Genomic DNA, 25,614 nt, shown 5'->3' with positions numbered 1-25,614 from the left:
CTCCATCGTCGCCTTGTCCGTCTCGATCTCCGCAATAACATCCCCGGCCGAAACAGAATCACCCTCGGACTTCAGCCATTTCGCCAAAGTCCCCTCCTCCATCGTCGGCGAAAGCGCCGGCATCGTTATCTCAATGGGCATGTGTCCGTCCCTCGTTCAAGAACCGGCGCATCCGGGCCGGTCAAGTGCCTTTCCCTGCGCGCGCCGCGTCAGCTGGCGCGGGCCTCGAGATACACGTCCGTATAGAGCTCCGACGGATCGGGCTCCGGACTGTCCTGGGCGAATTGGGCCGCCTCATTGATCAGCGCCTTGATTTCGCGGTCGATCTCCTTGAGGACGTCCTCGTCGCCGCCGCCGTCGGCCAATATCCGCGCGCGCAGCTGGTCGATCGGGTCGTGTTCGCTCCGCATCTTGTTGACCTCTTCCTTCGCGCGGTACTTGGCCGGATCCGACATGGAGTGGCCGCGATAGCGATAGGTCTTCATTTCCAGGATGAACGGTCCCTTGCCCGCACGCACGTGCTCGATCGCAGGCCCGGCCGCCTCGGCGACGGCCAGCACATCCATTCCGTCGACCGCCTTGCCCGGGATGGCATAGGCCGCGCCGCGCTTGTACAGATCCGTCGTCGCCGACGCCCGCGCGACCGACGTGCCCATGCCGTATTTGTTGTTTTCGATAATGAACAGGACCGGCAATTTCCAGAGCGCCGCCATGTTGAAGGTCTCGTGCACCTGGCCCTGATTGGCTGCGCCATCTCCGAAATATGTGGCGCAGATACCGCCATCCTCGCGGTACTTGTGGGCAAAGGCGAGGCCGCCGCCCAGCGGCACGTTGGCGCCGACAATCCCGTGGCCGCCGAAGAAATTCTTTTCGCGGCTGAACATATGCATGGAGCCGCCCTTGCCCTTGGAGTAACCGTCGCGCCGGCCGGTCAATTCGGCCATGACGCCCTTGGGATCCATGCCGCTGGCCAGCATATGCGCGTGGTCGCGATATGTGGTGATGACCGTATCCACCTCGGTCAGATGGGATTGGACGCCCACGACCACGGCTTCCTGGCCGATATAAAGGTGGCAGAACCCCCCGATCAGGCCCATCCCGTAAAGCTGGCCGGCCTTCTCTTCAAAGCGCCGGATGCGCAGCATTTCGCGGTAGAAATGCATGAGCTCGTCGCTTCCGGCCTTGCGACCCTGTTTGGTCGTTCCGCCGCCAGATGCCGATTTTCGCCGGCGGCCCGTTGCCGGGGGCGTTTTTTTCGATTTACGGGTCGTGGATTTGCGTTTCGTGGCGGTCTTGCGCGCGGTGTTCGCCATAGCCCTCTACCCTTGCGACGTTATTCCCGGTCTTGCGACGCTTTCCCGCGACGTTTTCCCGGGGCCTGCGCCCCAGGCCGAAAGCCTGGGCCCGGGTCGCGGAGCGGTTTCATCCCTCTCGCCCTCCCGTTAAGATGGGAAGGCTTGGACGCGTTTCATAGGAACTGGCTGTGCCAAACGCAAGGGAAACCGACAGCATATTCCCGTAAAACGATTGAAAAGTCATAAAAATATCTAAATAAACTTGATATCGGTTATTTTCGTTTGAAATAAAATTTTAATATTTGCATAGCCGGGTCTGCAGCGCAGCGGTCGGGCCCGGGCCGCGCCAGGATCAGACGGAAGACGCCAGTCGGCCGATGATGGCCGAGGCCGGCCAAGCACCATCTTTCCGGATTCGGCTTCTACCGGGACGGAATTTGAAGGATCAGCTCGTCGCGGGCGGCCAGGTTGAGCATCACCCGCGCCCGCTCGTCCAGCACATCGAGATCGAGCCCATCGGGGCGAAGGCTCGAGACCTTCTCCTCAAGGGTCGCTTGTCGCGCCGACAGACTCTCCAGTCGCCGGTCAGCCTCCGCCGCATGTTCGCGCAGGTCGGCCCAGGCCCGGATCCCCCGCTCGCCGGAAACCAGGTGGACGGCGAAGTACAGGATCATCGAGACATAGAAGACCGGCGCCACGACATGGCGCGCGCGCAGGCGAAATTCGCGAAGCAAAGTCATGGGGCGAGCGAATCACAGCGAGAGTCGCGCCGTCAAGCCAGAAAAGAGATTCTTCTTTTAGAATCAAAGGGATTCAGTCCGCCCGCGGGGGCAAATCCGGACTCAAGCCGTTGAAGCGACTCGATTTTCAGCCGCCGCGCCCGCTAACCGCGCAGCACAGAGCCGCCGGCGTAGAGCGCCTGCTCGCCCAACTCCTCCTCGATCCGGAGCAACTGGTTGTATTTTGCCAGCCGGTCGGAACGCGACAGCGAGCCGGTCTTGATCTGCCCGCAATTCGTCGCCACGGCGAGATCGGCGATGGTGGCGTCTTCCGTCTCACCCGAGCGGTGCGACATGACAGCGCGATAACTCGCCCGCTGCGCCATGTTCACCGCTTCGAGGGTCTCCGTCAGCGTGCCAATCTGGTTGACCTTGACGAGAATGGCGTTGGCGACGCCTTTCTCTATCCCGTCCGCCAGGCGTTCGGGGTTGGTGACGAACAGATCGTCGCCGACAAGCTGCACCTGGTCCCCGATGGCCCGGGTCAGGGACAGCCAGCCGTCCCAGTCATCCTCCGACATGCCGTCCTCGATGGAGATGATCGGGTAACGGTCGCAAAGATCGCGATACAACTCCACCATCTCAGCCGACGACAGCGTGCGCCCCTCGCCTGCAAGCACATAGTTGCCGTCCTTGTAGAATTCGGTGGAGGCCGCATCGAGGGCGAGCAGCACATCGGAGCCTGGCCGGTAGCCGGCCGTCTCGACCGCCTTCATGATGAATCCAAGCGCCTCGTCCGCGCTGGCGAGCTTGGGAGCGAAGCCTCCCTCGTCACCGACGGCCGTATTGTGCCCGGCTTCGGACAGATGGGCGCGCAGGGCGTGGAAAACCTCGGCCCCCATGCGCACCGCCTCGCCAAAAGTGGGCGCGCCAACCGGCATGATCATGAATTCCTGCAGGTCGAGCCCGTTATCGGCATGGGCGCCGCCATTGATGATATTCATCATCGGAACCGGCAGCACACGTGCCAACGGCCCGCCCACGTAGCGGTAAAGCGGCATGCCGGTTTCGATCGCAGCCGCCTTGGCCAGGGCAAGGCTGACACCGAGGATGGCGTTGGCGCCGAGGCGGGCCTTGTTAGGGGTGCCGTCCAGCTCCACCATCGCCCTATCGGCACCGAGCTGGTCCGACGCCTCGAGACCCGAGAGCGCATCGAAGATTTCCCCGTTCACGGCCTCGACCGCCGCCAATACGCCCTTGCCGGCATAGCGCTTCTTGTCGCCGTCGCGTTTTTCGACCGCCTCGTGCGTCCCCGTCGAGGCGCCGCTCGGCACCGCTGCCCGTCCCACGACGCCGCTTTCCAGGCGCACATCCACTTCCACGGTGGGATTTCCACGGCTGTCGAGAACCTCGCGGCCGGTAATATCGAAAATCTCGCTCATCTTCTCGTCGCGTCCTTCCAGCAAAAAACCTGTATCAGCCTACTTCTCTACGAGTCGAGATCGAGCGGTCTGGATTTCGCGATTCGGTCCAGATCAACAAGCACCGCGAGCAAGCCTTCAAGCCGGTCCAGCGACACCATATTGGGTCCGTCGCTGGGCGCGTTGTCGGGATCCTGGTGGGTTTCCATGAAAATGCCGCCCACCCCCACGGCAGCCGCCGCCCGCGCAAGCACCGGCACGAATTGGCGCTGTCCCCCGCTGGTCGTGCCCTGGCCGCCCGGCTGTTGCACCGAATGGGTTGCGTCAAAAACCACCGGATAGCCGCTGGCCGCCAGGATCGGCAAGGCGCGCATGTCACTGACAAGCGTATTGTAGCCGAAGCTCGCCCCCCGCTCGGTCAGGAGAATGTTGTCGTTTCCCGCCTCACTGATCTTGGCCACCACGTTGGCCATATCCCATGGCGCCAGAAACTGCCCTTTCTTGACATTGACCACTCTCCCGGTCCGCGCCGCGGCCAGCAGGAGATCCGTCTGCCGGCAGAGGAACGCCGGAATCTGAAGTACATCCACCACCTCGCCCACCGGCGCGCACTGCCCCTCGGTATGCACATCGGTCAGCACCGGCAGCCCCAGCTCGCTCTTGATGTCAGCGAAGATGGTGAGCGCCCGGTCCAGCCCCAGCCCCCGCGGACTTCGGGCGCTGGTGCGGTTGGCCTTGTCAAAGGATGTCTTGTAGATGAGGCCGACCCCGAGCCGCTCCGTTATTTCCTTGAGAGCCGCCGCGATTTCGAACGCGTGGTCGCGACTCTCCATCGCGCAGGGCCCCGCAATCAGAACGAACGGAAGGCTGTTGGCCATCGTCAGATTGCCGATACGTATCTGCCGCGCTTCTGTCATCGGACCCATTGCTGCATCGGAATTTCCATACCGTCAGACCAGCCTGGACTGCTTGATGGCGGCCGTGATGAACGAAACAAAAAGCGGATGCGGATCGAAGGGTTTCGACTTCAGCTCCGGATGGAACTGTACACCGATAAACCAGGGGTGATCCGGCCGCTCGATAATCTCGGGCAGGAGGCCGTCGGGTGACATCCCGGTAAAGCGTAATCCAGCCGCGGCCAGCTTGTCGCGATAATTGATGTTGACCTCGAAACGGTGTCGGTGGCGTTCCGAAATCCTGTCGACACCATAGATCTCGCGTACCTTGCTGCCTGCTTCAAGCGCGCAATCGTAAGCGCCCAGCCGCATGGTGCCGCCGAGATCATCCCCGGACGAACGGTGTTCGACCATCCCGCCGCGGCGCCATTCTGTCAGCAAGCCAACCACCGCGTCCTTCGCCGGACCGAATTCGGTCGATCCTGCGCCCTCGAGCTTGGCCAGATGCCGCGCGGTTTCGATCACCGCCATCTGCATGCCGAAACAGATACCGAAATACGGGATTCCGCGCTCGCGAGCGAAGTGGGCCGCGATGATCTTGCCCTCGGCGCCGCGCTCGCCAAAGCCGCCCGGGATCAGGATCCCGTTTACATCCTCAAGATAATGAACGGCATTTTCCGATTCAAAAATCTCCGCATCGACCCAGCGCACATGCACCTTCACGTTGTTGGCAATGCCGCCGTGAGTCAGGGCCTCGATAAGGGATTTGTAGGAATCGAAAAGGGTTGTGTACTTGCCGACTACAGCGATCGTCACCTCGCCATCTGGCGCGCGCACCCGCTCGACGATGTTTTCCCAGACTGAGAGATCCGGCTCGATTTCGTGGGGCAATCCGAAATACCGGCAGACTTCCCGGTCGAGCCCCTGCTCGTGATAGCTGAGTGGCACGGAATAGATCGTGTCAGCGTCCGGTGCCGCAATGACGGCTTCTTCTCGGATATTGCAGAAAAGAGCAATCTTGCTGCGCGCGTCATCGGGGATCGGCGTTTCGCAACGGCACAGCAGGAGGTCCGGCTGAATGCCGAGACCCAGCAATTCCTTGACCGAATGCTGTGTCGGTTTGGTCTTCAGCTCGCCGGCCGAGCGGATATAGGGCACCAGGGTGAGGTGCATGAACATGCTGCGGTCCGGCCCCAGCGTGTTGCGAGTCTGGCGAATCGCCTCGAGAAACGGCAGGCTTTCAATATCGCCGACAGTGCCGCCGATTTCACACAGGACAAAATCGACATCGCCCGGATCGGCCAGGATGAATTCCCGGATTGCATCGGTCACGTGCGGGATGACCTGAACCGTAGCGCCGAGATAATCGCCCCGTCGCTCGTTGGCGATTACGTTGGAATAGATACGCCCGGTCGTGATGTTGTCACCCTGTCGCGACGGGACTCCCGTGAAGCGTTCGTAATGTCCGAGGTCCAGATCGGTCTCGGCTCCGTCGTCCGTGACGTAAACCTCGCCATGCTGGTAAGGGCTCATCGTGCCAGGGTCGACGTTGAGATACGGGTCGAGCTTGCGCAGTCTCACCTTGTACCCTCGCGCCTGCAACAGCGCCCCCAGGGCGGCCGAGGACAACCCCTTGCCGAGCGAAGAGACGACCCCGCCCGTGATGAAGATGAATTTCGTTTCGTCAGGCATGATACGCGCCCGTCCTCAGCCCTCGTTGCCCGGCCCGGTCCGGCCCTCTCAGGGGGCAGTTGTGCTGTCGATCACTAGCGGGATTATGGAGCGCCCTGGCGGTCATTCCGCCAGAGGGACGTCCGGCTCGGCGGGTTCGGCCGGGTTCGGGCCGTCCGCGTCCGGCGTGGGGGCCGTGCCGATCACACCTTGCTCTTCCAAAGTCCCGCTGAGGGGGGCCTGAGGTTCCAGGATGGAGCCTGTCGGGCGGACATCGCCCGCCAGGATGGCGAGCACCAGGCTGTTCAGCATGAAGGCGGCGGCGAGGATCGCGGTCGCGCGTGTCAGCAGGCTGGCGGTCCCGCGCGAGGTCATGAGACCTCCCATGCCGCCCCCGCCGCCACCGCCGCCGCCGATTCCGAGCCCGCCCCCCTCGCTGCGTTGCAGGAGGACAGTGACGATCAGCGCCAGGGCGAGAACGAATTGTAAGACCAGAAGAACCGTTTGCATTTTCCATCCCTGCCCCGCCTCGCCGGGGCACTTCAATGGCCGTGTTTTTAAAGGCTGCCAGCCGCTTAGGCTAGGGACAACTGCTCAGGATTTGCCAGAATTTTTTCCCGTCCAGGCTGGCGCCGCCCACCAGCGCCCCATCCACATGCTCGGCCCCGAGGATCCTGGCAGCGTTATCAGGGTTGACCGAACCGCCATAGAGGACGCGAACGCTCTCCCCGGCCGGAACCCGCGCTTTCAGCCGCTCCCGAATGGTGCAGTGCATGGCGTCGACCGCGTCCGGTTCCGCCGTCAGACCAGTGCCAATGGCCCAGATCGGCTCATACGCGATGACGAGACGGTCCGGATCGATGTTTTCGGGGATCGAAGCCTCGATCTGCGCCGAGATCACCTGCTCCGCCCGGCCGGCCTCCCGCTCCTTCCGGCTTTCGCCGACACAAACGATCGCCGTCAGCCCCGCGTCCAGAGCTGCCCTGGCCTTGCGGGCAACCAGCGCGTCACTCTCTCCATGACCGTCGCGGCGCTCGGAATGGCCCACAATCACGAAAGTTGCGCCGAGATCCGCCAGCATCGGCGCGGCAATATCGCCCGTGAAGGCACCGGATGTCTCGAAATGACAGTCCTGGCCGCCGATCCCGACCGGGCTTCCGGCGGCAAGCGCCGCCATCTCGCCGATCAGCGTGGCTGGCGGACAGACCACGATATCGCATTCCGGGCGCGCCGCCGCATCCGCGATACGGTCGAGCAGGAACTGAAACCGAGCGGCCGAATCGGCGCGCAATCCGTTCATCTTCCAGTTGGCGGCAATCAGCGGGCGCCGTCGCGGCTCGTGGGGCTCGGACATGGCGCCTCTTTACCATGGGCACCCGGGCGGAGCCACGCTCAATCATGTGTCGGGCCCCGGCATGTGTCGGGCCCCCGGCATGTGTCGGGCCCCTGGCCCCGGCCTCAGGCTGGATTGAGCGTTGCGGCTGTCAAAGGGGGCACCTATCATGCCGGCCCTTTGCACCTGCATGCCCCTGTCCGGCGGCGGCCGGCCCGATTTGCGGGCCCACGCTGGCGAGGCTGCGATCGCTCTCCTGATTTCCTGACGGGACCCGAGTTCATGCTTCAGTCGCTCCGCTCTCACACCAAAGGCTGGCTCGCCGGTATTCTCTTCGCCCTTCTGATCGCCAGTTTCGCGCTCTGGGGCATCGGCGACATCTTCCGCGCTCCCTCGGCCACGACCACCGCGATTTACGTGGGTGACGAGGAAATCTCGAGCGGCCATGTTTTCGAGGCGTTTGAGCGCAATCTGGAGCGTTTCAACCAGCAGGTCGGCACCCCGCTTGCCCGCGAAGAAGCATTGCAGATGGGGCTTCTCGACCGCACCATCGACGAGGTGGTGAGCCGCAGCCTGCTCGAACAGGAGGCGCGCAACATCGGGCTCGTCGTCGGAGACGACCTCGTACGCGACGAGATTTTCAAAGAGCCCGGATTTCGCGACGAATATGGCAATTTCAGCCGCGAGACGTTCCAGCAGATCATCTCGTTCCAGGGCTTTTCCGAAGAAGCCTACATCGCCACCACCCGCCGTGCTTTTGCGCGCCGTCTTTTCGCCAGCTCCGTGGGGGGCGGTGTCACGGTGCCGGATCCGCTGCGCGATCTGATGTATCGCTACCAGAACGAACGGCGCACGATTGACCTCGTGCGCTACAAGCCGGAATCGTTCGCAAATACGGGCACGCCCTCAACGTCCGAGCTGGAGGCGTTCTATCAGGAGAACGGATTCCGGTTTTCGCGCCCGGAATATCGCGCCGTCTCGGTGATGGTCCTGGATACCGACTCGGTCGCCTCCGAGATCAAGATTACCGAAGAAGAGCTCGCCCGCGCCTATGAGGAGCGGCAGTACCAGTTCTTCCTGCCAGAGCGCCGGCGCTACCAGCAGATGATTCTCGCCGATGAGACGGCGGCAGAAAGCGCCCGCGCCCGTCTGGCGGAGGGTGAAAGCTTCGCCAGCGTGGCGCGGGATCTTACCGGACAGGACGAGGAGGCGATCGATCTGGGTTGGCTCGATTACGGCGATTTGCCGGCCGAATTGCAGGATCCGGCCCTTGCCCTCGACAAGGGTGAAATCTCGGCACCCGTCGAAACGCCTCTTGGATGGCACGTCCTCAAGCTGACCGATCTGGAGCCCGAGCGCACGCGAAGCTTTGATGAGGTCAAGGACGAACTGCGCCAGGCACTCGCCCGGGAGACGGCGGGCGCGCGTCTCTATGACCTCTCTAACCAGGTGCAGGACGAACTGGCTGCCGGGGCCTCTCTGGCCGAGGTCGCCCGGCAACTGAACCTGCCACTCCGTAAAATTCCGGCCGTGGACGTAACGGGACGCAACCGGGACGGCGAACAAATAGAAGACGTGCCGGCGCTCCCCGATTTTGTGAGCGCAGCCTTCGGGACCGAGGCCGGCGAAACGAGCGAACTCATCGAGACCGAAGCGGGCGCGTATCTGATTCTTTCGGTCGACGAAATCACACCGTCGGTAATCCCGCCGCTGGACGGGATTCGCGACGAGGTGCGAAGCGCCTGGCGGGCGACGCGGCAGATGGAAAAGGCCAGCGCGGCGGCGGAGGACGCCAGATCGGCCATCGAATCGGGCGGCGCCACCATTCGCGCGCGGGCCGAGACCGACGGCCGCTCGGTTCAGACGATCCGCGATTTGAGCCGCGACGCTGGCGAAGCGGGCGAGACCGATCTGCCACCCTCTGTCCTGGCCGGCGTCTTCAACATGGCCGAAGGCGAGACCAGGGTCTTCGAGGACCGCGACGGCTTCCTCCTCGTGCGTCTAAGGGACAGTTTCACGGCCGGCTTCGATGCCAGCAGCGAGACCGACAAGGCCGTGCTGCGCCGCCTCACCTCGCGCCTGGAAGCAGACATCCTCGCGCAACTGTCGGAAGCGCTGGGCGAGCAATACGGCGTCGAGATCAACCGCGAGGCCGTTGAGGCGCTGTTCTAGCGGCGGGCGCGCCGCGCCGGGCGCGCCGGCCTCCTGACCCGGGCCAACCCATGAGAGTGGAACCAGACCGCGCCGATTTTGCCAACGCCTATGCAGCCGGCCAGGCACAACTCGTCTGGACCCGGCTGGTGGCCGATCTTGAAACGCCGGTTTCGAGTCTCCTCAAGCTCGCACACGGACAAAGCCACACCTTCCTGCTCGAATCGGTCGAAGGCGGGTCGGCGCGCGGGCGATATTCGGTCATCGGCCTGCGTCCCGACGTCATCTGGCGCTGTCGCGGCCGGCGGGCGGAAATCAATCGCAGCGCCCTGACCGACCCCGATGAGTTCTCGCCGATCGATGCGGACGCGCTTGCCTCGCTCCGGGCGCTCGTGGCCGAATCGCGTCTTGTCGTGCCCGATTCGCTGCCCCCCATGGCATCCGGCCTCTTCGGCTATATGGGCTATGACAGCGTTCGGCTGGTGGAGGATATTCCGGACGGAAATCCCGATCCGCTGGGCGTGCCCGATGCCGTGTTCCTGCGCCCCACAATCGTTGCGATCTTCGATTCGGTCACGGACAGCATCAGCCTGATCACTCCCGTCTGGCCGGATGAAGAGATCCCGCCCGATACCGCCTACAACCTGGCACAGGAACGCCTGAGGGAGGCCACCCGCGATTTCGACCGGCCCCTGCCCCATGGCGACGCGGCCCCGGCCGTTCCAGCCCCGCTGCCGGCGCCGCGGTCCAATATCACGCGGGAAGCCTATTACCGGCTGGTCGAGCAGGCGAAGGACTATATCCGCGCCGGTGATGTCTTTCAGGTGGTGCCCTCGCAGCGATTCACGGTGCCCTTCGCCCTGCCTCCCTTTGCGCTCTACCGTGCGCTACGCCGGCTCAACCCCTCGCCTTTTCTGTATTTCTTCGACATGGGGAATTTCGCCATCGTCGGCTCCAGTCCCGAAATCCTGGTCCGGCTGCGTGACGGCGAAATGACCGTCCGACCCATCGCCGGGACCCGGCCGAGGGGCGGAACACCTGATGAAGATGAAAATCTCGCCCGCGATCTCCTGGCCGACCCCAAGGAGCGGGCCGAGCACCTCATGCTGCTCGACCTCGGGCGGAACGACGTCGCGCGGGCGGCCAGGATCGGGACAGTGAAAGTCACGGAAGAAATGGCGATCGAGCGCTATTCCCATGTCATGCACCTGGTCTCCAATGTGACCGGCGAACTGGCCCCGGGGCTCGATGCGATCGATGCCCTGATGGCCGGTTTTCCGGCCGGCACCGTGTCGGGTGCACCCAAGGTTCGGGCGATGGAAATCATCGAGGAACTCGAGACACTGCGCCGGGGAATTTACGCGGGGGCTGTCGGGTATATTTCTGCGGGCGGCGCGCTCGATACTTGCATTGCGCTTCGCACCGCCGTGGTCATGGACGGCCAGGTCCATGTCCAGGCCGGCGGCGGGGTTGTCGCGGACAGTGATCCGGCGACCGAATATGAGGAAACCCGGAACAAGGCCCGGGCCGTTCTCCGCGCGGCCGAGGAAGCCCTGCGCTTCGCCACGCGCGGGTAAGGAGGGCCGGTCAGCGAAAGCCCGCGACAGCGGCGCTCGCGGCCGCGGCCTGGCTGATCGGGACAAGCTCCAGACCGCGCGATGCGGCTTCGGGCAACCACTCTTCAAGCAGGTCCAATGTTTCAGGATACGGATGCCCGATCGCCACGGCGAGCCCGGTTTCCCGGGCCCGGCGCTCGGCCTCGGCCAATTGGCGCCGGATATCGGCCGGCTCGCGCGAATTATCGAGAAACACGTCGCGGCCGGCCCAGGGCATTTCGAGTTCCCGCGCAATCGACGCCCCGACGGAATCCGGCGAAGTTCTGGAATCCAGGAATAACAGGCCGCGCCGGCGAAGCTCCGTCAGCACCAGGGTCATGGCCCCCGCGTCGCGCGTAAAACGGCTCCCCATATGGTTGTTGACCCCGATATAGCCTGGAAATACCGAGAGATTGGCGTCAAGCCGGCGCAGCAGGGTCCGGTTGTCGAGCGCGCCATAAAGGGCATTCGGCCCCGGATCCATATGGGCTTCGTCCGGCTCCATGGGCAGATGCACGAGAACCTCAAAGCCCTTTTTCCGCGCCACGGCCACCTGCCCCCGGACGCCCGGCGCGTATGGCAGAAAGGCCAGCGCCACATCCGGCGGCAGCCGCACCGCGCGCCGGGTCAGCGCCGGATCATGGCCCAGATCGTCGATTACAACCGCCAGGAATGGCCCTGACCCCGATTGTGCCGGACGGGCGTAACGCCGCCAGTCAGGCGGCGCGCCAGGTTTCCGGCCCGGCGGCGCGGGTTTTGCCAGGGGTGGCGGCGCCACGGCGACACGTGCTGCAGCCACTTCCTCTCCGCCCGGCGCCTGTAAACCGTCACGCAGCAACAGTTCCGCCGCGCCCACCGCGACAAGCGCGCCCAGCACCGCCCCCATGACGAGCGCCGCATAGGGCGGGAGGGAGCCCAGGCGCCGTCGGCCACCCTTCCGCCTGCCCGCTCTGCGGTTTTGCGCCATCAGACCCGATCTCCGAGGAACTTATAGAGTCAGCCGCTTCAGCCGAAGCGCGTTGCCGATCACAGAGACGGAGCTCAGGCTCATCGCGGCGCTCGCGACGATCGGGCTCAGCAGCAAGCCCAGGAACGGGTAGAGCACACCGGCCGCCAGTGGCACGCCGAGGGTATTATAGGCAAAGGCAAAAACCAGATTCTGGCGGATATTCCGGAACACGCCGCGCGCCAGCCGGCGCGCGCGCAGCACCCCAACAATATCGCCCTTGAGCAGGGTCAGGCTAGCCGTCTCCATGGCCACGTCGGTCCCGCTGCCCATGGCGAGCCCGATATCGGCCTTGGCCAGCGCCGGCGCGTCGTTCACCCCGTCGCCGGTCATCGCGACGACGCGACCCTGGGCCTGCAATCGCTCAACCAATGCCTGCTTGTCCGAGGGCGATTGCTGGCCGTAGTGACGCTCGATCCCCAATTCCTCGGCGACCTGCGCCACCGCCTCCGCCCGGTCTCCGGAAGCCAGTATCACCTCGAGCCCCTCGGCGCGAAGCCGATCCAGGGTTTTTCTTGCCCCGGCGCGCAGCGGGTCGGCCACCGCGATCACCAGCGCGGGCTCTTGATCGACGGCCACGTAAATCAGGCTTTCTCCCCCGGCTTCGGCCACGCGGGCCGTCTCGGCAAATCCGGCCACATCGATGCCCAGCCCTTCGAGATAGGCCAGGCTCCCAAGCGCAACATGCCGGTCCGAGACCGTCCCCGAAAGACCCGCGCCACTTTCCACTGTTACGTCCTCGGCCGTGCCGATCTCCAACTCCTCGTCCTCCGCAGCGCGGATGATCGCCGTGGCCAGCGGATGTTCGCTTTGTCGCTCCAGTGCCGCAGCATATCGCAGGGCGTCCCGGCCCTCTCCACCATCGACCGACCATTTCCGCGTCACCCGCGGGCGGCCTTCGGTCACCGTGCCGGTCTTGTCGATCACCAGCGTATCGCAGGACGCCAGCGCCTCCAGCGCGGCCGAATCCCGCACCAGCACCCCCGCCTGTGCGCCACGCCCGACGCCGACCATGATGGACATCGGGGTCGCGAGGCCAAGCGCGCAGGGGCAGGCAATAATGAGGACCGAGACCGCCGCCAGGACCGCAAACGCGGCGCTCGGATCGGGTCCCAGCCAGAGCCAGGCGAAAAAGGCGAGCACGGCGACGGTGATCACGGCCGGCACGAAAATCGCGGCCACGCGATCGGCCACGGACTGGATCGGCGCCCGGCTGCGTTGCGCTTCGGCCACCTGGCGGACGATGTGCTGCAGCACGCTGTCGCGGCCCACCCTGGTTACCTCCAGCGTGAGCGGCCCGTTGCCGTTGACCGATCCGCCAATGACTTCTGTCCCGGGATTCTTCTGTACCGGCCGGGATTCACCGGTGATCATCGATTCGTCCACGGCTGATTTGCCTGCGGTCACCCGCCCATCGGCGGGAATCCGCGTACCAGGCCGCACCCGTACCCGATCGCCCGGCGCCAGATCCGAGGCCGGCACCACCTCCTCGGACCCGTCATCATCGAGGCGCACCGCTTCGGCCGGCGCCAGATCGAGCAAGGCGCGAATGGCATCCCCCGCCCGGTCCCGCGCGCGCAACTCAATGACCTGGCCCAGCAGGACAAGGGTCGTAATGACTGCGGCAGCCTCGAAATAAACTGGCACCCGCCCGCCCGCCGTCAGAAAGGCCGGCGGCACCCAGCCGGGGACCAGTACCAGGACTGCGCTGGCAAGAAATGCCACGCCAACGCCGAGAGAAATCAGCGTGAACATGTTGAGATTGCCGGATTTCACCGACTCCCAGCCGCGGACAAAGAATGGCGCCCCGGCCCAGGCCACCACCGGCAGGCTGAGACCAAGCTGAATTTCATGAGACCAGCGCGCAAGCCAGCTCCAGCCTTCGGGCAGCGGTATCATGGCCAGCCCGAGGATCGGCAGTGTCAGAACCGCCGCGATCCAGAAACGGCGGGTCATATCCTTCAGTTCGGGATTCTCTGTCTCTTTGTCGGGCACGACCGGCTCGAGGCCCATGCCGCAAATCGGACAGGTGCCTGGCCCGTCCTTGAGGATTTCAGGATGCATGGGACACGTGTATTGTCCGGGCGAGCCGGCGGTTGGCGCCGCCCGGGCCTCGCCATGGCCGGCGCAGCCGGCATGGTCGTCGGGCGCATGATGGTCTGGGTTGTGGCTGGATCGAGCCGGGTCGTTCATAGCCCCTCCGGAGACACGGGTGACGAACGCGGCGGAACGGAATAAAACCGTGATCCCGCCCTTCGTTCCTCCCCCGAGTTGACGGGAGCGGCGGAAACGGGTCAAGCGTTCTGTTGGGGGCTCCGGCGTCAGACAGGCAATCGGAGCAAACTTTAAGGTAGCACGAAAACAAGCTGTTTTTTCGAATGATTTTGCTCATCGATAACTACGACAGTTTTACCTACAACCTCGTCCATTACCTGGGCGAGCTGGCTGCCGGACCGGGTGCGGAAATCGTTGTCCGGCGCAACGACACGCTGTCGGCCGAGGAGGCGGTGGCGATGAAGCCCCGTGCGATCCTCCTGTCACCCGGCCCCTGCGATCCGGACCGGGCCGGAATCTGTCTCGACCTGATCCGCCTGGCGGCCGGGCGGATCCCGATGATCGGGGTCTGTCTCGGGCATCAGGCGATCGGCCAGGCCTACGGCGGCCGCGTCGTTCGGGCGCCGACGCCGATGCACGGGAAGGTGAGCGCCGTGCGCCACAACAGGCATCCGATATTCGCCGGCGTATCGTCCCCTTTCCAGGCGACGCGCTATCATTCACTCGTTGTCGCGCCCGACCGGGTCCCCGAGTGCCTGACTGTCACGGCCGAGACCGAGGACGGCATCATCATGGGCCTGGCCCATCGCAGCGCGCCGGTTTTCGGGGTCCAGTTTCATCCCGAATCCATAGCCTCGCAGCATGGCCACCGGATCCTCGCCAATTTTCTCAAGATCGCGGGGCTCGAGACGGCGCCGATCCCGCGGAGCGCCGCCTGATGGCAGCCCGTCGTGGAAGCCGGAAAGCCGCGCCGGCCGTGCGCACGCTGAAAGACCTCCTCCCGAAGGTCGCGGCCGGCGAGACGCTGACCGAACGGGAGGCCGAGGCCGCGTTTTCCTTCCTGATGACGGGCGACGCCACGCCTGCGCAGATGGGCGCCTTCCTCATGGCCTTGCGGGTTCGCGGCGAAACCGTGGACGAGATCGCCGGGGCCGCGCGCGTACTGCGCGAACGGGCCGAGCGGGTCATCGCTCCCAAAGGCGCAGTCGATACCTGCGGCACCGGCGGCGATGCCTCCGGCACCTTCAATATCTCGACCGCCGCCGCCCTGGTGGTGGCGGCCTGCGGCGTACCGGTCGCGAAACATGGCAATCGCGCGATTTCATCGCGCTCCGGCTCGGCTGATCTGCTGACCGCGGCCGGCGTCAATCTGGAGGCGCCCCTCGAGGTCGTGATGGAGGGGATGCACCGGCTGAATTTCGGCTTTCTCATGGCGCCTCGTCACCACCTGGCGACGCGCAACGTCGCGCCGGTCAGGACCGAGCTTGGGACCCGGACAATCTTCAACCTGCTGGGGCCTCTCTCGAGCCCGGCCCTGGCGAAGCGCCAGGTGCTTGGCGTGTTCGACAAGCGGTGGGTCGAGCCGGTCGCGCAGGTTCTTCATCGCCTGGGTTCGACCCGGGCCTGGGTCGTGCACGGGAGCGACGGGCTGGACGAGATCACCACCACCGGCATCACCCATGTCGCCGAATTGAAGAACCGCCGGGTCCGGGCCTTTACCGTCCGCCCGGAACAGGCCGGCCTCAAACGGGCGAAACTGTCCGATCTGGCGGGAGGAACGCCCCGCCAGAACGCGCGCCGCCTCGGCCGCCTGCTGCGGGGCGAAACCGGCCCCATTCGTGATATCGTGCTGCTGAATGCGGCCGCCGCCCTGATCGTCGCCGACCGCGCCACCAGCCTTGCAGAGGGCGTGAAACTCGCCGCCACCGCGATCGACGACGGCAGCGGGCAGCGCCTCCTGCGCGAGCTGGTTCGCCTGACCCAGGCGCCTGCGCGCCAGGACAATACCGGCGCCGATGACGGAGATGAAAGACAGGAGACGCCATGACAGGCCCGGCGCGTGACATCCTGACCAAGATATGTGCCGACAAGCGCGAGCACGTCGCGGCCCGGCAGATCGAGACCCCTTTTACCGAGATTCGGCAGCGGGCCGCGGATGCGCCGCACCCGCGCGACTTCATCGGTGCCCTCGCCGCCCGTGCTGACGGCGGTAGCTACCCGCTAATCGCCGAAATCAAGAAGGCCTCGCCCTCCCGCGGCCTCATTCGCAAGGATTTCGATCCCGCTGCGCTCGCCCGCATCTACGCCGAAAACGGGGCAAGCTGCCTGTCCGTTCTCACGGACAGGCCCTACTTCCAAGGAGAGGACGCGCATCTCCTCCAGGCAAGAAAGTCTGTGGATCTGCCTATTCTGCGCAAGGATTTCACCATCGATCCCTATCAGATCTTTGAAGCGCGGGTACTTGGGGCCGATGCCGTCCTGATTATCCTGGCCGCGATTCCGGATAATCTGGCAGCGGAGCTGATCGGCCTGGCCGATGAGCTGGGACTGGCCAGCCTGGTCGAGATTCATGACCGGGCCGAGCTGGATCGGGCGGTCGCGCTCGGCGGAAAAATGATCGGTGTTAATAATAGAAATCTCAAGACATTAGAGGTTAATCTTAAGATTTCCGAAGAGCTTATTCCCGCGCTTCCCCGCAACGTACTGGCAGTCGCGGAAAGTGGCCTTGGCACACCCGAGGATCTGGCCCGCGCCTGGCGCGCGGGCGCGCGCGCCTTCCTGATCGGCGAGCGGTTCATGCGCGAGCCCGATGTCGGCGTTGCCGTCCGGGCGATGATCGACGACGGCCCGCCGGACGATGGCGCGGGCCACCGCGACCAGAGGAAGCGGGATGACGGATAAGTCCGACCAGTTCACCCATTTTGACGAAGCCGGCCATGCCCGGATGGTCGATATCGCCGACAAGGCGGTTTCAAGCCGGATTGCGGTCGCGGGCGGACGGATCGTCATGCGGCCGGCAACCCTCGACAAGATTCTGGCCGGTTCGATGGACAAGGGCGATGTCCTTGGTACGGCGCGCCTCGCCGGCATCCAGGCCGCCAAGCGGACGTCGGACCTCATTCCGCTGTGCCATCCCCTGGCGCTTTCCTCGGTGGCGGTGGAGTTCCGGCCGGTGCCGGCGGAATCCGCGCTTGAAATCACGGCCGTCTGCCGGGTTACCGGGCGAACGGGGGTGGAGATGGAGGCCCTGACCGCGGTTTCCGTGGCCGCGCTCACCATCTACGACATGTGCAAGGCGGTGGATCGGGAGATGGTATTGGGCGAGATTCGGCTCCTGCGCAAATCAGGCGGCGCGTCAGGCGATTTCGAGCGCCCGGACACATGATCCCGGTCGAAGAGGCGATTGCCCGGGTCCGGGCCGGGCTCGAGCCGGTCGAAAGCGAGACCGTCCCGCTCGCCGCCGCCCTCGAGCGCGTGACGGCGGCCGCCATTGCCGCCCGCGTCGCCCACCCGCCTCAGGATATGTCGGCCATGGACGGCTACGCCGTTCGCGCCACCGATATCGCCAGCCCGCCCGTCGAACTCGGCGTCATCGGCGAGGCGCCCGCCGGTGCCGCCTACGCAGGCGTGGTGGGCCCCGGCCAGGCCGTCAGGATTTTCACTGGCGGGCCGGTGCCCGCAGGCGCCGACACCGTCGTCATTCAGGAAGATACCGAGGCGGTTCCGGCCCGGCACCGGGTCCGCATCCTTCAGTCGCCCGAGAGGGGCCGATACATCCGGCCGGCCGGCATGGATTTCATGGCAGGCGAAACGGTGATCGCGGCCGGCCGGCGTATTACCGCCCGGACACTGGCATTGCTTGCAGCGATGAATATCGCCGAAGTGCCGGTGCGCCGCCGGCCCCGCATCGCCCTTCTTTCGCTCGGCAGCGAACTGGTCGAGGTGGGCGCGCAGCCGGGCCCCTACAGCGTGATCAATTCCAACAGCCACGGCCTGGCCGCCTTCTTCCGGGCGGAGGGGGCCGAGGTCACGGATCTGGGGATCGCGCCCGACGACGCGGCCGCCACCGGCGACAGGCTCGAGCAGCTCAAGGATGCCGGGGCGGATCTGCTGGTGACGACCGGCGGCGCGTCCGTCGGCGACCACGATCTGATCCGGGACGTTCTGGGAGACCGCGGTTTCGAGACCGCCTTCTGGAAAGTCGCGATGCGGCCCGGCAAACCCTCGTTCTTCGGCCGGTTGAGGGGGCCGGGTTTCGGGAACCTGCCGGTGCTGGGCCTGCCCGGCAATCCGGTCTCGGCCCTGGTCTCGGCGGTGCTCTATGCCCGTCCCTTCCTGGCCGCCCGGCTGGGCCGCGCCGAAGCGGTAAACCGCCCCGTCGCAGCCCGGCTGACCACTGCCCTTGCGGCCAATGACTCCCGCCAGGATTACCTGCGCGCCGCCGTCGAACTCGACGAAACGGGAATGTATCGGGCGAGCCCCTTCCCCCGGCAGGACAGCGCCATGATCCTGCCTCTCGAGCGGGCGGACGGGCTGATCGTGCGCCCGCCCCACGCGCCCGCCCGGGCCGCCGGCGAAACCGTCCCAGTAATTCTCCTCTGAAAGTTGCGGCGCTTGACGGAAGGCCGGAACTAAACTAGAACATGTCGCGATGTTTTTGGTTTGTTCTATATCTAGTAGGTGAGAAGCCGCAGTCATGCTGACACGCAAACAGGCCGAACTGCTGACATTCATCAACGAGCACTTGCAACGGAGCGGCGTGGCGCCGTCCTTCGACGAAATGAAGGACGCCCTTGGCCTCAGCTCGAAATCAGGCATTCACCGTCTGATCACCGCCCTGGAGGAGCGCGGCTTCATTCGCCGCCTTGCCCACCGCGCCCGTGCTCTCGAGGTTCTGCGCCTGCCTGACGCAACAGCGCTGGGCCAGGCCGGGTCCGGCGATGCATCGCAACCGGTCCGCCGGCCGAGTTTCAAGCCAAACGTAATCGAAGGCGATTTCGGCGGTGCTCTCTCTGGGGCGACCGGCTCGGCCAACGACGAGTCCGTGGGGCTTCCGCTTTACGGCCGTATCGCGGCCGGCACTCCCATCGAGGCGCTGCGCGATCCGGGCAATTTCATCTCGGTCCCTGGATTCATGCTTGATGGAAGGGGCGAGCATTACTGCCTTGAAGTCGCTGGAGATTCCATGGAAGAAGCCGGCATCGTCGATGGTGACACGGTCATCATCCGCCGGGCCGATACGGCCAATAGCGGCCAGATCGTGGTGGCGCTGATCGATGACGAGGAAGTGACTCTGAAGCGGCTGCGCCGACGGGGCGGCTCGATCGCGCTCGAACCCGCCAACAGGGCCTACGAAACGCGGATTTTTGGCCCCGACCGGGTCAAGGTGCAGGGCGAACTCGTGGGGCTCCTGCGCCGCTACCACTAAGCCGGCACATGGCCCGAGAAACCGGCTAATCCGCGCCCGGCCGCACGCGCCACGGCCGGTCACCCTGGCGCTCAGCCACAGTCTCGATCCCGATGGCCTGGGGCGACAGCCAGACAGCGTGCCCGCCATTACGCCAAAGATCGAAACGGTCGATCAGCCGCACCCCGCCGCATCGTCCGGTATCGGGCACGGCCGCGATCACGAGACGGGCTGCCCTGCCGCAATCTTCGGCGAGTGCGGCCCAGCCGGCGCCAAGAGAAACCTCGCTGCCATCGGCCGTCCGCAGGACACAGGCAAGGGAATCGCACGCCAGGCGCGCTGATCCGAGCCGGGCCAGAACGAGATCGAGAGCGCCGGCTCCGGGCCCGGGGAACGTTCGTATCCGGGAGGATTCGTGCCCGAAATGGCGCGCCCAGGCCGTGCGTTCGAAATCATTTTCACGGCCAGGCGAAACGAACGCGGCGCCATCGGCCGACCGGACCATGAATGTGCGCCCGTCCCCCGTAACCAGTATATCCGGCCCCTGAGGGGCAACCGGCAGGATGGCCAGGCCAAGGCCAATGGCGCCGAGGCCGTAGAGGCGCCAGCGCGTTCGCCAGAGACAGAGCCAGAGACCGCCGATGACGAGGAGCGCGAAACTCGCCGGGGGCATGGCCGGGTGGGAAAAGGCCGCCATGGGCCACGCCGCGATGGCCGTCGCCGTGCCGATCACCGCATCGATCCCCCACCCCATGGGACCGAGCGCGACGGAAGCGAGGCCGAACGGCATCAGCGCCAGGGCAACGACGCCGAACGGCATGATCCAGAGCGCCGTCAGCGGCACCGCGATCAAATTTGCGACCAGACCGAAGGCCGCGACCCGGTTGAAGTGAAAGGCCGCAAAGGGGCTGGTCGCCAGGCTGGCGACCAGTGTCGTCAGCGCGGTACCGGCCAGATAAATGCCGACAAACAGCGCCACGCGCAGGAGCGGGTTCGCGCTCTCCTGAGCCCTGCGCTGCATGCTTCGTCGCCACCCCCGGTCCCGATACAAAGCCTCGTACGCCGCGACCAGCGCGATAACCGCCGCGAAGGACATCTGAAACCCCGCCTCCATCAGGCTTTCCGGGGCGAAAATCAGGATGAGCGCGGCCGCCCAGGCAACGATCCGCATGGAGATCGCCTCGCGGTCGACCGCGACCGCGATCATCACCAGCCCCAGCATGATCACTGCGCGTTGTGTCGGGATCGTCGCGCCCGACAGGATGAGATAGAACGCGGCCCCGAGAAATCCGATCAGCGCGGCGTATTTCTTGATCGGATGACGAAGCGCCAGGGACGGCATCGCCGCCATCGTCGCACGCGCGGCGAAAAACAGGATCCCCGCGACCAGCCCCACATGCAATCCCGAAATGGCGAGCAGATGCGCGAGCCCCGAATCTCTCACGGCCTGCATGACATCGGGCGGAATAGCGCTTCGATCCCCGGTCAGCAGGGCGACCGCAATCGCCCCGGTGGCACCGTCCAGCTCTTGTGTGACCTCCTGAAAGACGGCCCGGCGAAGCGCCTCGACCCGGGCCTGCAGTTGAAAGCCCGGGCCCGACGGCGCCATTTCGGGCGCTGCTTCGGGCAGGGAGAGCGCGAAGCCATAGCCGCCGATGCCCTGAAAAAAGGACCGGCGCTGAAAATCGTAGCCGCCCGGCAAGGCGGGCCGTGGCGGCGGCACCAGAGCAGCGCGAAACCGGACGCAGGCACCGGGCCTGAGATTTGCCGCGCCCTCCCCGGCAAGCGCCGCATGCCAGAGCTTGATACGCAGTTCGCGGGGAAGGGTGCCTGGGGCAAACCCGTCGATCTGCAGCGGTACGATGAGGACACGGGGCCCGTCGGGCCGCATGTCGATGCGCCGGACACACCCGGCCAGAGTGACGGGCCGGGTCTTTTCGGCGATCACCGGCGCGCGCAGCAACTCGGTCCGCAAGGCGGCGGAACCGAATCCGGTCCCGCCAAGAAGCAGGCCGAGACACAGAAGAACGGACCAGAGTGCTCCCGGCCCCTCTTGCCCCAGTCCTTGCCCCAGTCCTTGCCCCGGTCCTTGCCCCGGTCCTGGCGCCCGGCCGCGGCGAAACAGGCCGACAAGACCGAGCCCGCCGGCAAGCGCGACGAGCGGACCTGCCCAGAGAGGCGGCTCGCTCCCGAGAGCGAAGTACCAGGCGATCCCGCCGCCAAGTGCGACCGGCATGAAGAGCACCCAGCGCTCGCGCTCCGCGAGACCAGCGGCCATCAACTCGCGCGCCCGCCAGGGCAGCACCGGGATCGCGCGCCGTTTCGGGCCGCCCCCGGTTTCCGACTTTGCCGCCCCCGCCAGGTCCATGCTAAACACCCGCGTCCCAGTCTCCGCGCCCTGCCCGACCAGCCTAGCGCATCGGCCCGGAGCGGACTCCGGAAAAAAGGGCGTTTACGCGCCTGCCATATCCGTCAATCCTGCCGGCCCAGCAATCGCACGAGGCCAAAGCGTCGGGGAGCCCATCGCAACCATGACCACCGTGACCCGTTTCGCCCCTTCGCCCACGGGGTTTCTCCACATCGGTGGCGCCCGCACGGCGCTTTTCAACTGGCTTTACGCACGCCATACCTCGGGCAGTTTCCTGCTGCGCATCGAGGATACCGACCGCGCCCGTTCGACCGAGGAGGCGATCGCCGCCATCCTCGACGGGTTGCGCTGGCTCGAGCTCGACTGGGACGGCGCCGAAATCTACCAATCCTCGCGGCGCGATCCGCACGTGGCGGCCGCGGAACGCCTTCTGGCCGACGGCAAGGCCTATCGCTGCTATTGCACGCCCGAGGAGCTTCAGGCCATGCGCGAGAAAGCGCGGGCGGAGAGCCGGCCATTACGGTACGACGGCACCTGGCGTGACCGCGACCCGGCCACGGCACCGGCAGAGGCACCTTTCGTCATCCGTTTTCGCGCGCCGCAGACCGGGGAGACGGTGATACAGGACCGGGTCCAGGGCGAGGTAAGGGTCCAGAATGCCGAACTCGACGACATGGTCCTCCTGCGCGCCGACGGCAGCCCCACCTACATGCTGTCGGTCGTGGTTGACGATCACGACATGGGCGTAACTCATGTGATTCGTGGTGACGACCACCTGACCAACGCATTTCGCCAGACCCAGCTGTTCCAGGCGCTGGCCTGGGCACCGCCGGTCTACGCCCATATCCCGCTCATTCACGGTCCCGACGGAGCCAAGCTGTCCAAGCGCCACGGTGCGCTGGGCGTGGGCGCTTATCGGGAGATGGGAATACTGCCCGAAGCGCTGTGCAATTATCTCCTTCGGCTTGGCTGGGGACACGGCGACGACGAGATCATCTCGCGCGAACAGGCCATCGAATGGTTTGATCTGCCGCAGGTGGGCCGATCGGCCGCGCGGTTCGATATGGCGAAGCTGACCGCCCTCAATGCCCATTACTTGCGGGAGGCAGATGATGCGCGGCTGGTCGGCCTCGTGCGCCCGCTCCTCGAGACGACTCTCGCCCGAACCCTTGCCGAGAGCGAATGCGAGATGCTGCGCCAGGCCATGCCGGGGCTGAAGCAGCGGGCAAAGTCGGTCGTGGAACTGGCCGGGAATGCCGCGTTTTACGTGCGCGCGCGACCGCTTCCCTTCAATGACGGCGCGCGCAAAATTCTCGATGCCGCTGGACTCGCTGCCCTCGAGACGGCTACGGCCGTCCTGCGCGAACTGGCGCCTGAGGACTGGAGCCAGGCGACGCTGGAAGCGCGAATCCGGATTGTGGCGGACGACGCCGGGTTGAAACTGGGCAAGGTGGCCCAGCCCCTCAGGGCTGCGCTCTCGGGCTCCGACACCTCACCCGGCGTGTTCGAGGTGCTTGAGATCCTCGGCCGGGAAGAAAGCCTGGCGCGCCTCGAGGACGTGCTCACAGCCGGTGGACAACCGGGCGGCGCCTGAAACTACGCTTGTTTTCCAGCATCTTAGAGGGAAGCTTTCGGTTCCCAACACGTCAATTGCCACTGAAGCCCGCTGCCTCTATGGTGCGGCCAACCCAATCAGGCACAGGGGCCGGGTTCCCGCCTAACACCTTAGAAACTGGCGGAGAATCGCTCGGGCAGGGCTTTCGGATAAAGGCCCGCTCGCCGGTCGGCTCCCAACATAAGAGGTAGGTAGAATGACGGACCAGAAGGCGAAACTCACCGATCACAATGGCAAGGATTTCGGCTTGCCGGTCCTCAAGGGCTCGGTCGGGCCTGACGTCATCGATATCCGCAAGCTGTATGCGCAAAGCGGCCACTTCACTTACGACCCCGCCTTCACGTCAACGGCAAGCTGCGAATCGAAGATCACCTATATCGATGGCGAGGCCGGAGTGCTGCTGCACCGGGGCTACCCCATCGGCCAGCTTGCCGAGCAGGGCGATTTCATCGAGGTCTGTTACCTGCTGCTCCATGGCGAATTGCCGACGGCGGAACAGAAGGCCGAATTCAACCACCACGTCACTTACCACACCATGCTGCACGAGCAGCTGACCGGCTTCTTCAGGGGATTCCGCCGGACCAGCCACCCGATGGCGATCCTGTGCGGGACAGTCGGGGCCATGTCGGCCTTCTATCACGACAGCACCGATATCCTGGATCCCAAGCAGCGCGAGATCGCGAGCTTCCGCCTGATTGCCAAGATGCCAACGATCGCCGCCATGGCCTATAAATTCAGCGTCGGCCAGCCCTTTGTCTATCCCCGCAACGACCTGAATTACGCCGAGAACTTCCTGCATATGACCTTTTCGGTGCCGTGCGAGGAATACCGGGTGAATCCGGTCCTGGCCAACGCCATGGACAAGATTCTCATTCTCCATGCCGACCACGAGCAGAACGCCTCGACCTCGACCGTGCGCATGGCCGGCTCGTCGGGCGCCAACCCCTTCGCCTGCATTGCCGCCGGCATTGCCTCGCTCTGGGGCCCCGCCCATGGCGGCGCAAACGAGGCGGTGCTCAACATGCTGAACGAAATCGGCCACAAGGACCGCATCGGCGAATATGTGAAAAAGGCAAAATCGAAGGACGATCCCTTCCGTCTCTTCGGCTTCGGCCACCGGGTCTACAAGAACTACGACCCCCGCGCCAAGGTGATGCGCGAGACCTGCCATGAAGTGCTCCAGGATCTCGGCATCGACGACCCGCTCCTCGATCTTGCCATGGCACTCGAGAAAGTGGCGCTCGAGGACGAATATTTCGTCGAGAAGAAGCTCTATCCCAATGTCGATTTCTACTCCGGGATCATTCTCAAGGCGATGGGCTTCCCCACCAACATGTTCACGGTGATCTTCGCGCTGGCGCGCACCGTTGGCTGGATCGCCCAGTGGAAAGAAATGATCGAGGACCCGCACCAGCGTATTGGCCGGCCCCGGCAGCTATACACGGGCTATACCGAACGCGATTACGTGCCGATCGACAAGCGCTGACACCGGCTCGCCAAACGGCCTCCGCGACGAGGGCTCCTTTCCCGGAAAGGTTCCGGGTTCATTGGAGGTAGCCCCAACGCCCCCCGTTGTCCACAGGCTCCGGCCACCCACTTTTGGTATACTCGTGCCACCACGGCGTCGCGGCCGCAGCGGAGCGACCAACGGCCACGCCAGGCAGGCAAACCTAACCGCGGGATGGACGACAGTGAACTCCACCAAGCCGATCAGCCAGGGCCAGCGCTTCGTGAAAACAGAAGCCCCGCGGACAGTGTGGGTCGTGGGCGAGACGCTCCATCTCCATAGCCGCTCGGCCCACGTCTCGATCTATCGGGAAAACGATCCGAGCGAGCAACGCACGATCGCCCTTTCCGCCCTCGGCAACCCGCGCCATTTTCTCGCGCTCGGCCCCGGGCCCGGCGACGCCACCGCCACGATTCATGACGCCGGCGCCCTGACGGAAAAGCTCGGGTTCTGAGCCACCCGCCCGAGCGGCCCACCCAAGCACCCCGCCCGAACCGGCCGCATGACGCCGGGTGGCGCCGCACTCCACCGCCTACCCTCCTCCTCCAGAGCGTGTAAATTTTCCGGCCCCGCTG

22 protein-coding genes are annotated in these 25,614 nt (G+C 65.2%); 11 read left to right on the top strand and 11 right to left on the bottom strand.

The features are described 5' to 3' along the window. The 8 genes from RLQ26_09445 to tpiA all read right to left on the bottom strand — a co-directional run. On the bottom strand, positions 1–141 hold a 141-nt coding region (locus RLQ26_09445; protein MEQ9088951.1), incomplete at its 3' end, for a biotin/lipoyl-containing protein. Between the two features lie 68 nt (positions 142–209). Further along, entirely contained in the window at positions 210–1,313 is a 1,104-nt protein-coding gene (gene pdhA / locus RLQ26_09440; GenBank protein ID MEQ9088950.1) for a pyruvate dehydrogenase (acetyl-transferring) E1 component subunit alpha, read from the bottom strand. Positions 1,314–1,717: 404 nt separating this feature from the next. Then, positions 1,718–2,035 carry a septum formation initiator family protein gene (locus tag RLQ26_09435; protein MEQ9088949.1) on the bottom strand — a complete coding sequence of 106 codons (318 nt, stop codon included), beginning with the start codon at positions 2,033–2,035 and terminating at the stop codon, positions 1,718–1,720. A 143-nt stretch (positions 2,036–2,178) separates the two neighbouring features. Beyond that, the gene (gene eno, locus RLQ26_09430) at positions 2,179–3,456 is read right to left on the bottom strand and encodes a phosphopyruvate hydratase (protein MEQ9088948.1); all 1,278 of its coding nucleotides are present in this window, start codon (positions 3,454–3,456) and stop codon (positions 2,179–2,181) included. A gap of 47 nt (positions 3,457–3,503) precedes the next feature. Beyond that, a complete protein-coding gene (kdsA, locus tag RLQ26_09425; GenBank protein ID MEQ9088947.1) occupies positions 3,504–4,352 on the bottom strand; it encodes a 3-deoxy-8-phosphooctulonate synthase in 849 nt (282 codons plus the stop codon). A 33-nt stretch (positions 4,353–4,385) separates the two neighbouring features. After that, positions 4,386–6,023, bottom strand: coding sequence for a CTP synthase (locus tag RLQ26_09420; GenBank protein MEQ9088946.1), 1,638 nt, complete (start codon positions 6,021–6,023; stop codon positions 4,386–4,388). A gap of 102 nt (positions 6,024–6,125) precedes the next feature. Further along, positions 6,126–6,512 carry a preprotein translocase subunit SecG gene (gene secG / locus RLQ26_09415; GenBank protein ID MEQ9088945.1) on the bottom strand — a complete coding sequence of 129 codons (387 nt, stop codon included), beginning with the start codon at positions 6,510–6,512 and terminating at the stop codon, positions 6,126–6,128. A 70-nt stretch (positions 6,513–6,582) separates the two neighbouring features. After that, positions 6,583–7,356 (bottom strand): triose-phosphate isomerase, encoded by a 774-nt coding sequence (gene tpiA, locus RLQ26_09410; GenBank protein ID MEQ9088944.1) that lies wholly within the window; start codon positions 7,354–7,356, stop codon positions 6,583–6,585. 261 nt (positions 7,357–7,617) lie between these two features. On the opposite strand from tpiA, the gene RLQ26_09405 reads away from it, so the two are divergent. Then, on the top strand, positions 7,618–9,507 hold the full coding sequence (locus RLQ26_09405) for a peptidyl-prolyl cis-trans isomerase (protein MEQ9088943.1): 1,890 nt from the start codon (positions 7,618–7,620) through the stop codon (positions 9,505–9,507). Between the two features lie 50 nt (positions 9,508–9,557). After that, the gene (gene trpE, locus RLQ26_09400; GenBank protein ID MEQ9088942.1) at positions 9,558–11,063 is read left to right on the top strand and encodes an anthranilate synthase component I; all 1,506 of its coding nucleotides are present in this window, start codon (positions 9,558–9,560) and stop codon (positions 11,061–11,063) included. Between the two features lie 10 nt (positions 11,064–11,073). Here the strand turns inward: trpE and RLQ26_09395 are convergent, their stop codons facing one another. Then, positions 11,074–12,048, bottom strand: a complete 975-nt coding sequence (locus tag RLQ26_09395) for a divergent polysaccharide deacetylase family protein (GenBank protein ID MEQ9088941.1) — start codon at positions 12,046–12,048, stop codon at positions 11,074–11,076. A 21-nt stretch (positions 12,049–12,069) separates the two neighbouring features. After that, positions 12,070–14,280 carry a copper-translocating P-type ATPase gene (locus tag RLQ26_09390; protein MEQ9088940.1) on the bottom strand — a complete coding sequence of 737 codons (2,211 nt, stop codon included), beginning with the start codon at positions 14,278–14,280 and terminating at the stop codon, positions 12,070–12,072. Positions 14,281–14,465: 185 nt separating this feature from the next. Here RLQ26_09390 and RLQ26_09385 point away from each other — a divergent pair, with 185 nt between their 5' ends. The 6 genes from RLQ26_09385 to lexA all read left to right on the top strand — a co-directional run bounded on the left by RLQ26_09385 (position 14,466) and on the right by lexA (position 19,570). Then, positions 14,466–15,080, top strand: coding sequence for an aminodeoxychorismate/anthranilate synthase component II (locus tag RLQ26_09385; GenBank protein ID MEQ9088939.1), 615 nt, complete (start codon positions 14,466–14,468; stop codon positions 15,078–15,080). Further along, entirely contained in the window at positions 15,080–16,189 is a 1,110-nt protein-coding gene (gene trpD, locus RLQ26_09380; GenBank protein MEQ9088938.1) for an anthranilate phosphoribosyltransferase, read from the top strand. The genes RLQ26_09385 and trpD overlap by 1 nt, the downstream gene beginning before the upstream one ends. Then, positions 16,186–17,043 (top strand): indole-3-glycerol phosphate synthase TrpC, encoded by an 858-nt coding sequence (gene trpC / locus RLQ26_09375; GenBank protein MEQ9088937.1) that lies wholly within the window; start codon positions 16,186–16,188, stop codon positions 17,041–17,043. Before trpD ends, trpC begins: the two co-directional genes overlap by 4 nt. Continuing rightward, positions 17,033–17,527 carry a cyclic pyranopterin monophosphate synthase MoaC gene (moaC, locus tag RLQ26_09370; protein ID MEQ9088936.1) on the top strand — a complete coding sequence of 165 codons (495 nt, stop codon included), beginning with the start codon at positions 17,033–17,035 and terminating at the stop codon, positions 17,525–17,527. The genes trpC and moaC overlap by 11 nt, the downstream gene beginning before the upstream one ends. Continuing rightward, positions 17,524–18,744: a molybdopterin molybdotransferase MoeA gene (locus RLQ26_09365; protein ID MEQ9088935.1), complete on the top strand. Its 1,221-nt coding sequence runs from the start codon at positions 17,524–17,526 to the stop codon at positions 18,742–18,744. Before moaC ends, RLQ26_09365 begins: the two co-directional genes overlap by 4 nt. A 94-nt stretch (positions 18,745–18,838) precedes the next feature. Continuing rightward, entirely contained in the window at positions 18,839–19,570 is a 732-nt protein-coding gene (gene lexA / locus RLQ26_09360) for a transcriptional repressor LexA (GenBank protein ID MEQ9088934.1), read from the top strand. A 25-nt stretch (positions 19,571–19,595) separates the two neighbouring features. Here the strand turns inward: lexA and RLQ26_09355 are convergent, their stop codons facing one another. Beyond that, positions 19,596–21,917, bottom strand: a complete 2,322-nt coding sequence (locus RLQ26_09355; GenBank protein MEQ9088933.1) for a ComEC/Rec2 family competence protein — start codon at positions 21,915–21,917, stop codon at positions 19,596–19,598. Between the two features lie 163 nt (positions 21,918–22,080). On the opposite strand from RLQ26_09355, the gene gltX reads away from it, so the two are divergent. The 3 genes from gltX (at position 22,081) to RLQ26_09340 (ending at position 25,493) form a co-directional block, all read left to right on the top strand. Beyond that, positions 22,081–23,511 (top strand): glutamate--tRNA ligase, encoded by a 1,431-nt coding sequence (gltX, locus tag RLQ26_09350; protein ID MEQ9088932.1) that lies wholly within the window; start codon positions 22,081–22,083, stop codon positions 23,509–23,511. Positions 23,512–23,728: 217 nt separating this feature from the next. Beyond that, on the top strand, positions 23,729–25,018 hold the full coding sequence (gene gltA, locus RLQ26_09345; GenBank protein ID MEQ9088931.1) for a citrate synthase: 1,290 nt from the start codon (positions 23,729–23,731) through the stop codon (positions 25,016–25,018). Positions 25,019–25,223: 205 nt separating this feature from the next. Next, positions 25,224–25,493 carry a hypothetical protein gene (locus RLQ26_09340; GenBank protein ID MEQ9088930.1) on the top strand — a complete coding sequence of 90 codons (270 nt, stop codon included), beginning with the start codon at positions 25,224–25,226 and terminating at the stop codon, positions 25,491–25,493. Positions 25,494–25,614 lie beyond the last annotated feature (121 nt).

The organism is Alphaproteobacteria bacterium, from assembly GCA_040220875.1.
Classification (GTDB): domain Bacteria; phylum Pseudomonadota; class Alphaproteobacteria; order JAVJVX01; family JAVJVX01; genus JAVJVX01.
Note: the sequence above shows the minus strand (reverse complement) of the source record. Positions and strands in the feature narration are given on the sequence as shown.

What these genes read in the sequence shown, in the direction of transcription:
- pdhA (MEQ9088950.1), bottom strand. Translation starts at nt 1,313, where the DNA reads ATGGCGAACACCGCGCGCAAGACCGCCACGAAACGCAAATCCACGACC.
- RLQ26_09435 (MEQ9088949.1), bottom strand. Translation starts at nt 2,035, where the DNA reads ATGACTTTGCTTCGCGAATTTCGCCTGCGCGCGCGCCATGTCGTGGCG.
- eno (MEQ9088948.1), bottom strand. Translation starts at nt 3,456, where the DNA reads ATGAGCGAGATTTTCGATATTACCGGCCGCGAGGTTCTCGACAGCCGT.
- kdsA (MEQ9088947.1), bottom strand. Translation starts at nt 4,352, where the DNA reads ATGACAGAAGCGCGGCAGATACGTATCGGCAATCTGACGATGGCCAAC.
- RLQ26_09420 (MEQ9088946.1), bottom strand. Translation starts at nt 6,023, where the DNA reads ATGCCTGACGAAACGAAATTCATCTTCATCACGGGCGGGGTCGTCTCT.
- secG (MEQ9088945.1), bottom strand. Translation starts at nt 6,512, where the DNA reads ATGCAAACGGTTCTTCTGGTCTTACAATTCGTTCTCGCCCTGGCGCTG.
- tpiA (MEQ9088944.1), bottom strand. Translation starts at nt 7,356, where the DNA reads ATGTCCGAGCCCCACGAGCCGCGACGGCGCCCGCTGATTGCCGCCAAC.
- RLQ26_09405 (MEQ9088943.1), top strand. Translation starts at nt 7,618, where the DNA reads ATGCTTCAGTCGCTCCGCTCTCACACCAAAGGCTGGCTCGCCGGTATT.
- trpE (MEQ9088942.1), top strand. Translation starts at nt 9,558, where the DNA reads ATGAGAGTGGAACCAGACCGCGCCGATTTTGCCAACGCCTATGCAGCC.
- RLQ26_09395 (MEQ9088941.1), bottom strand. Translation starts at nt 12,048, where the DNA reads ATGGCGCAAAACCGCAGAGCGGGCAGGCGGAAGGGTGGCCGACGGCGC.
- RLQ26_09390 (MEQ9088940.1), bottom strand. Translation starts at nt 14,280, where the DNA reads ATGAACGACCCGGCTCGATCCAGCCACAACCCAGACCATCATGCGCCC.
- RLQ26_09385 (MEQ9088939.1), top strand. Translation starts at nt 14,466, where the DNA reads ATGATTTTGCTCATCGATAACTACGACAGTTTTACCTACAACCTCGTC.
- trpD (MEQ9088938.1), top strand. Translation starts at nt 15,080, where the DNA reads ATGGCAGCCCGTCGTGGAAGCCGGAAAGCCGCGCCGGCCGTGCGCACG.
- trpC (MEQ9088937.1), top strand. Translation starts at nt 16,186, where the DNA reads ATGACAGGCCCGGCGCGTGACATCCTGACCAAGATATGTGCCGACAAG.
- moaC (MEQ9088936.1), top strand. Translation starts at nt 17,033, where the DNA reads ATGACGGATAAGTCCGACCAGTTCACCCATTTTGACGAAGCCGGCCAT.
- RLQ26_09365 (MEQ9088935.1), top strand. Translation starts at nt 17,524, where the DNA reads ATGATCCCGGTCGAAGAGGCGATTGCCCGGGTCCGGGCCGGGCTCGAG.
- lexA (MEQ9088934.1), top strand. Translation starts at nt 18,839, where the DNA reads ATGCTGACACGCAAACAGGCCGAACTGCTGACATTCATCAACGAGCAC.
- RLQ26_09355 (MEQ9088933.1), bottom strand. Translation starts at nt 21,917, where the DNA reads ATGGACCTGGCGGGGGCGGCAAAGTCGGAAACCGGGGGCGGCCCGAAA.
- gltX (MEQ9088932.1), top strand. Translation starts at nt 22,081, where the DNA reads ATGACCACCGTGACCCGTTTCGCCCCTTCGCCCACGGGGTTTCTCCAC.
- gltA (MEQ9088931.1), top strand. Translation starts at nt 23,729, where the DNA reads ATGACGGACCAGAAGGCGAAACTCACCGATCACAATGGCAAGGATTTC.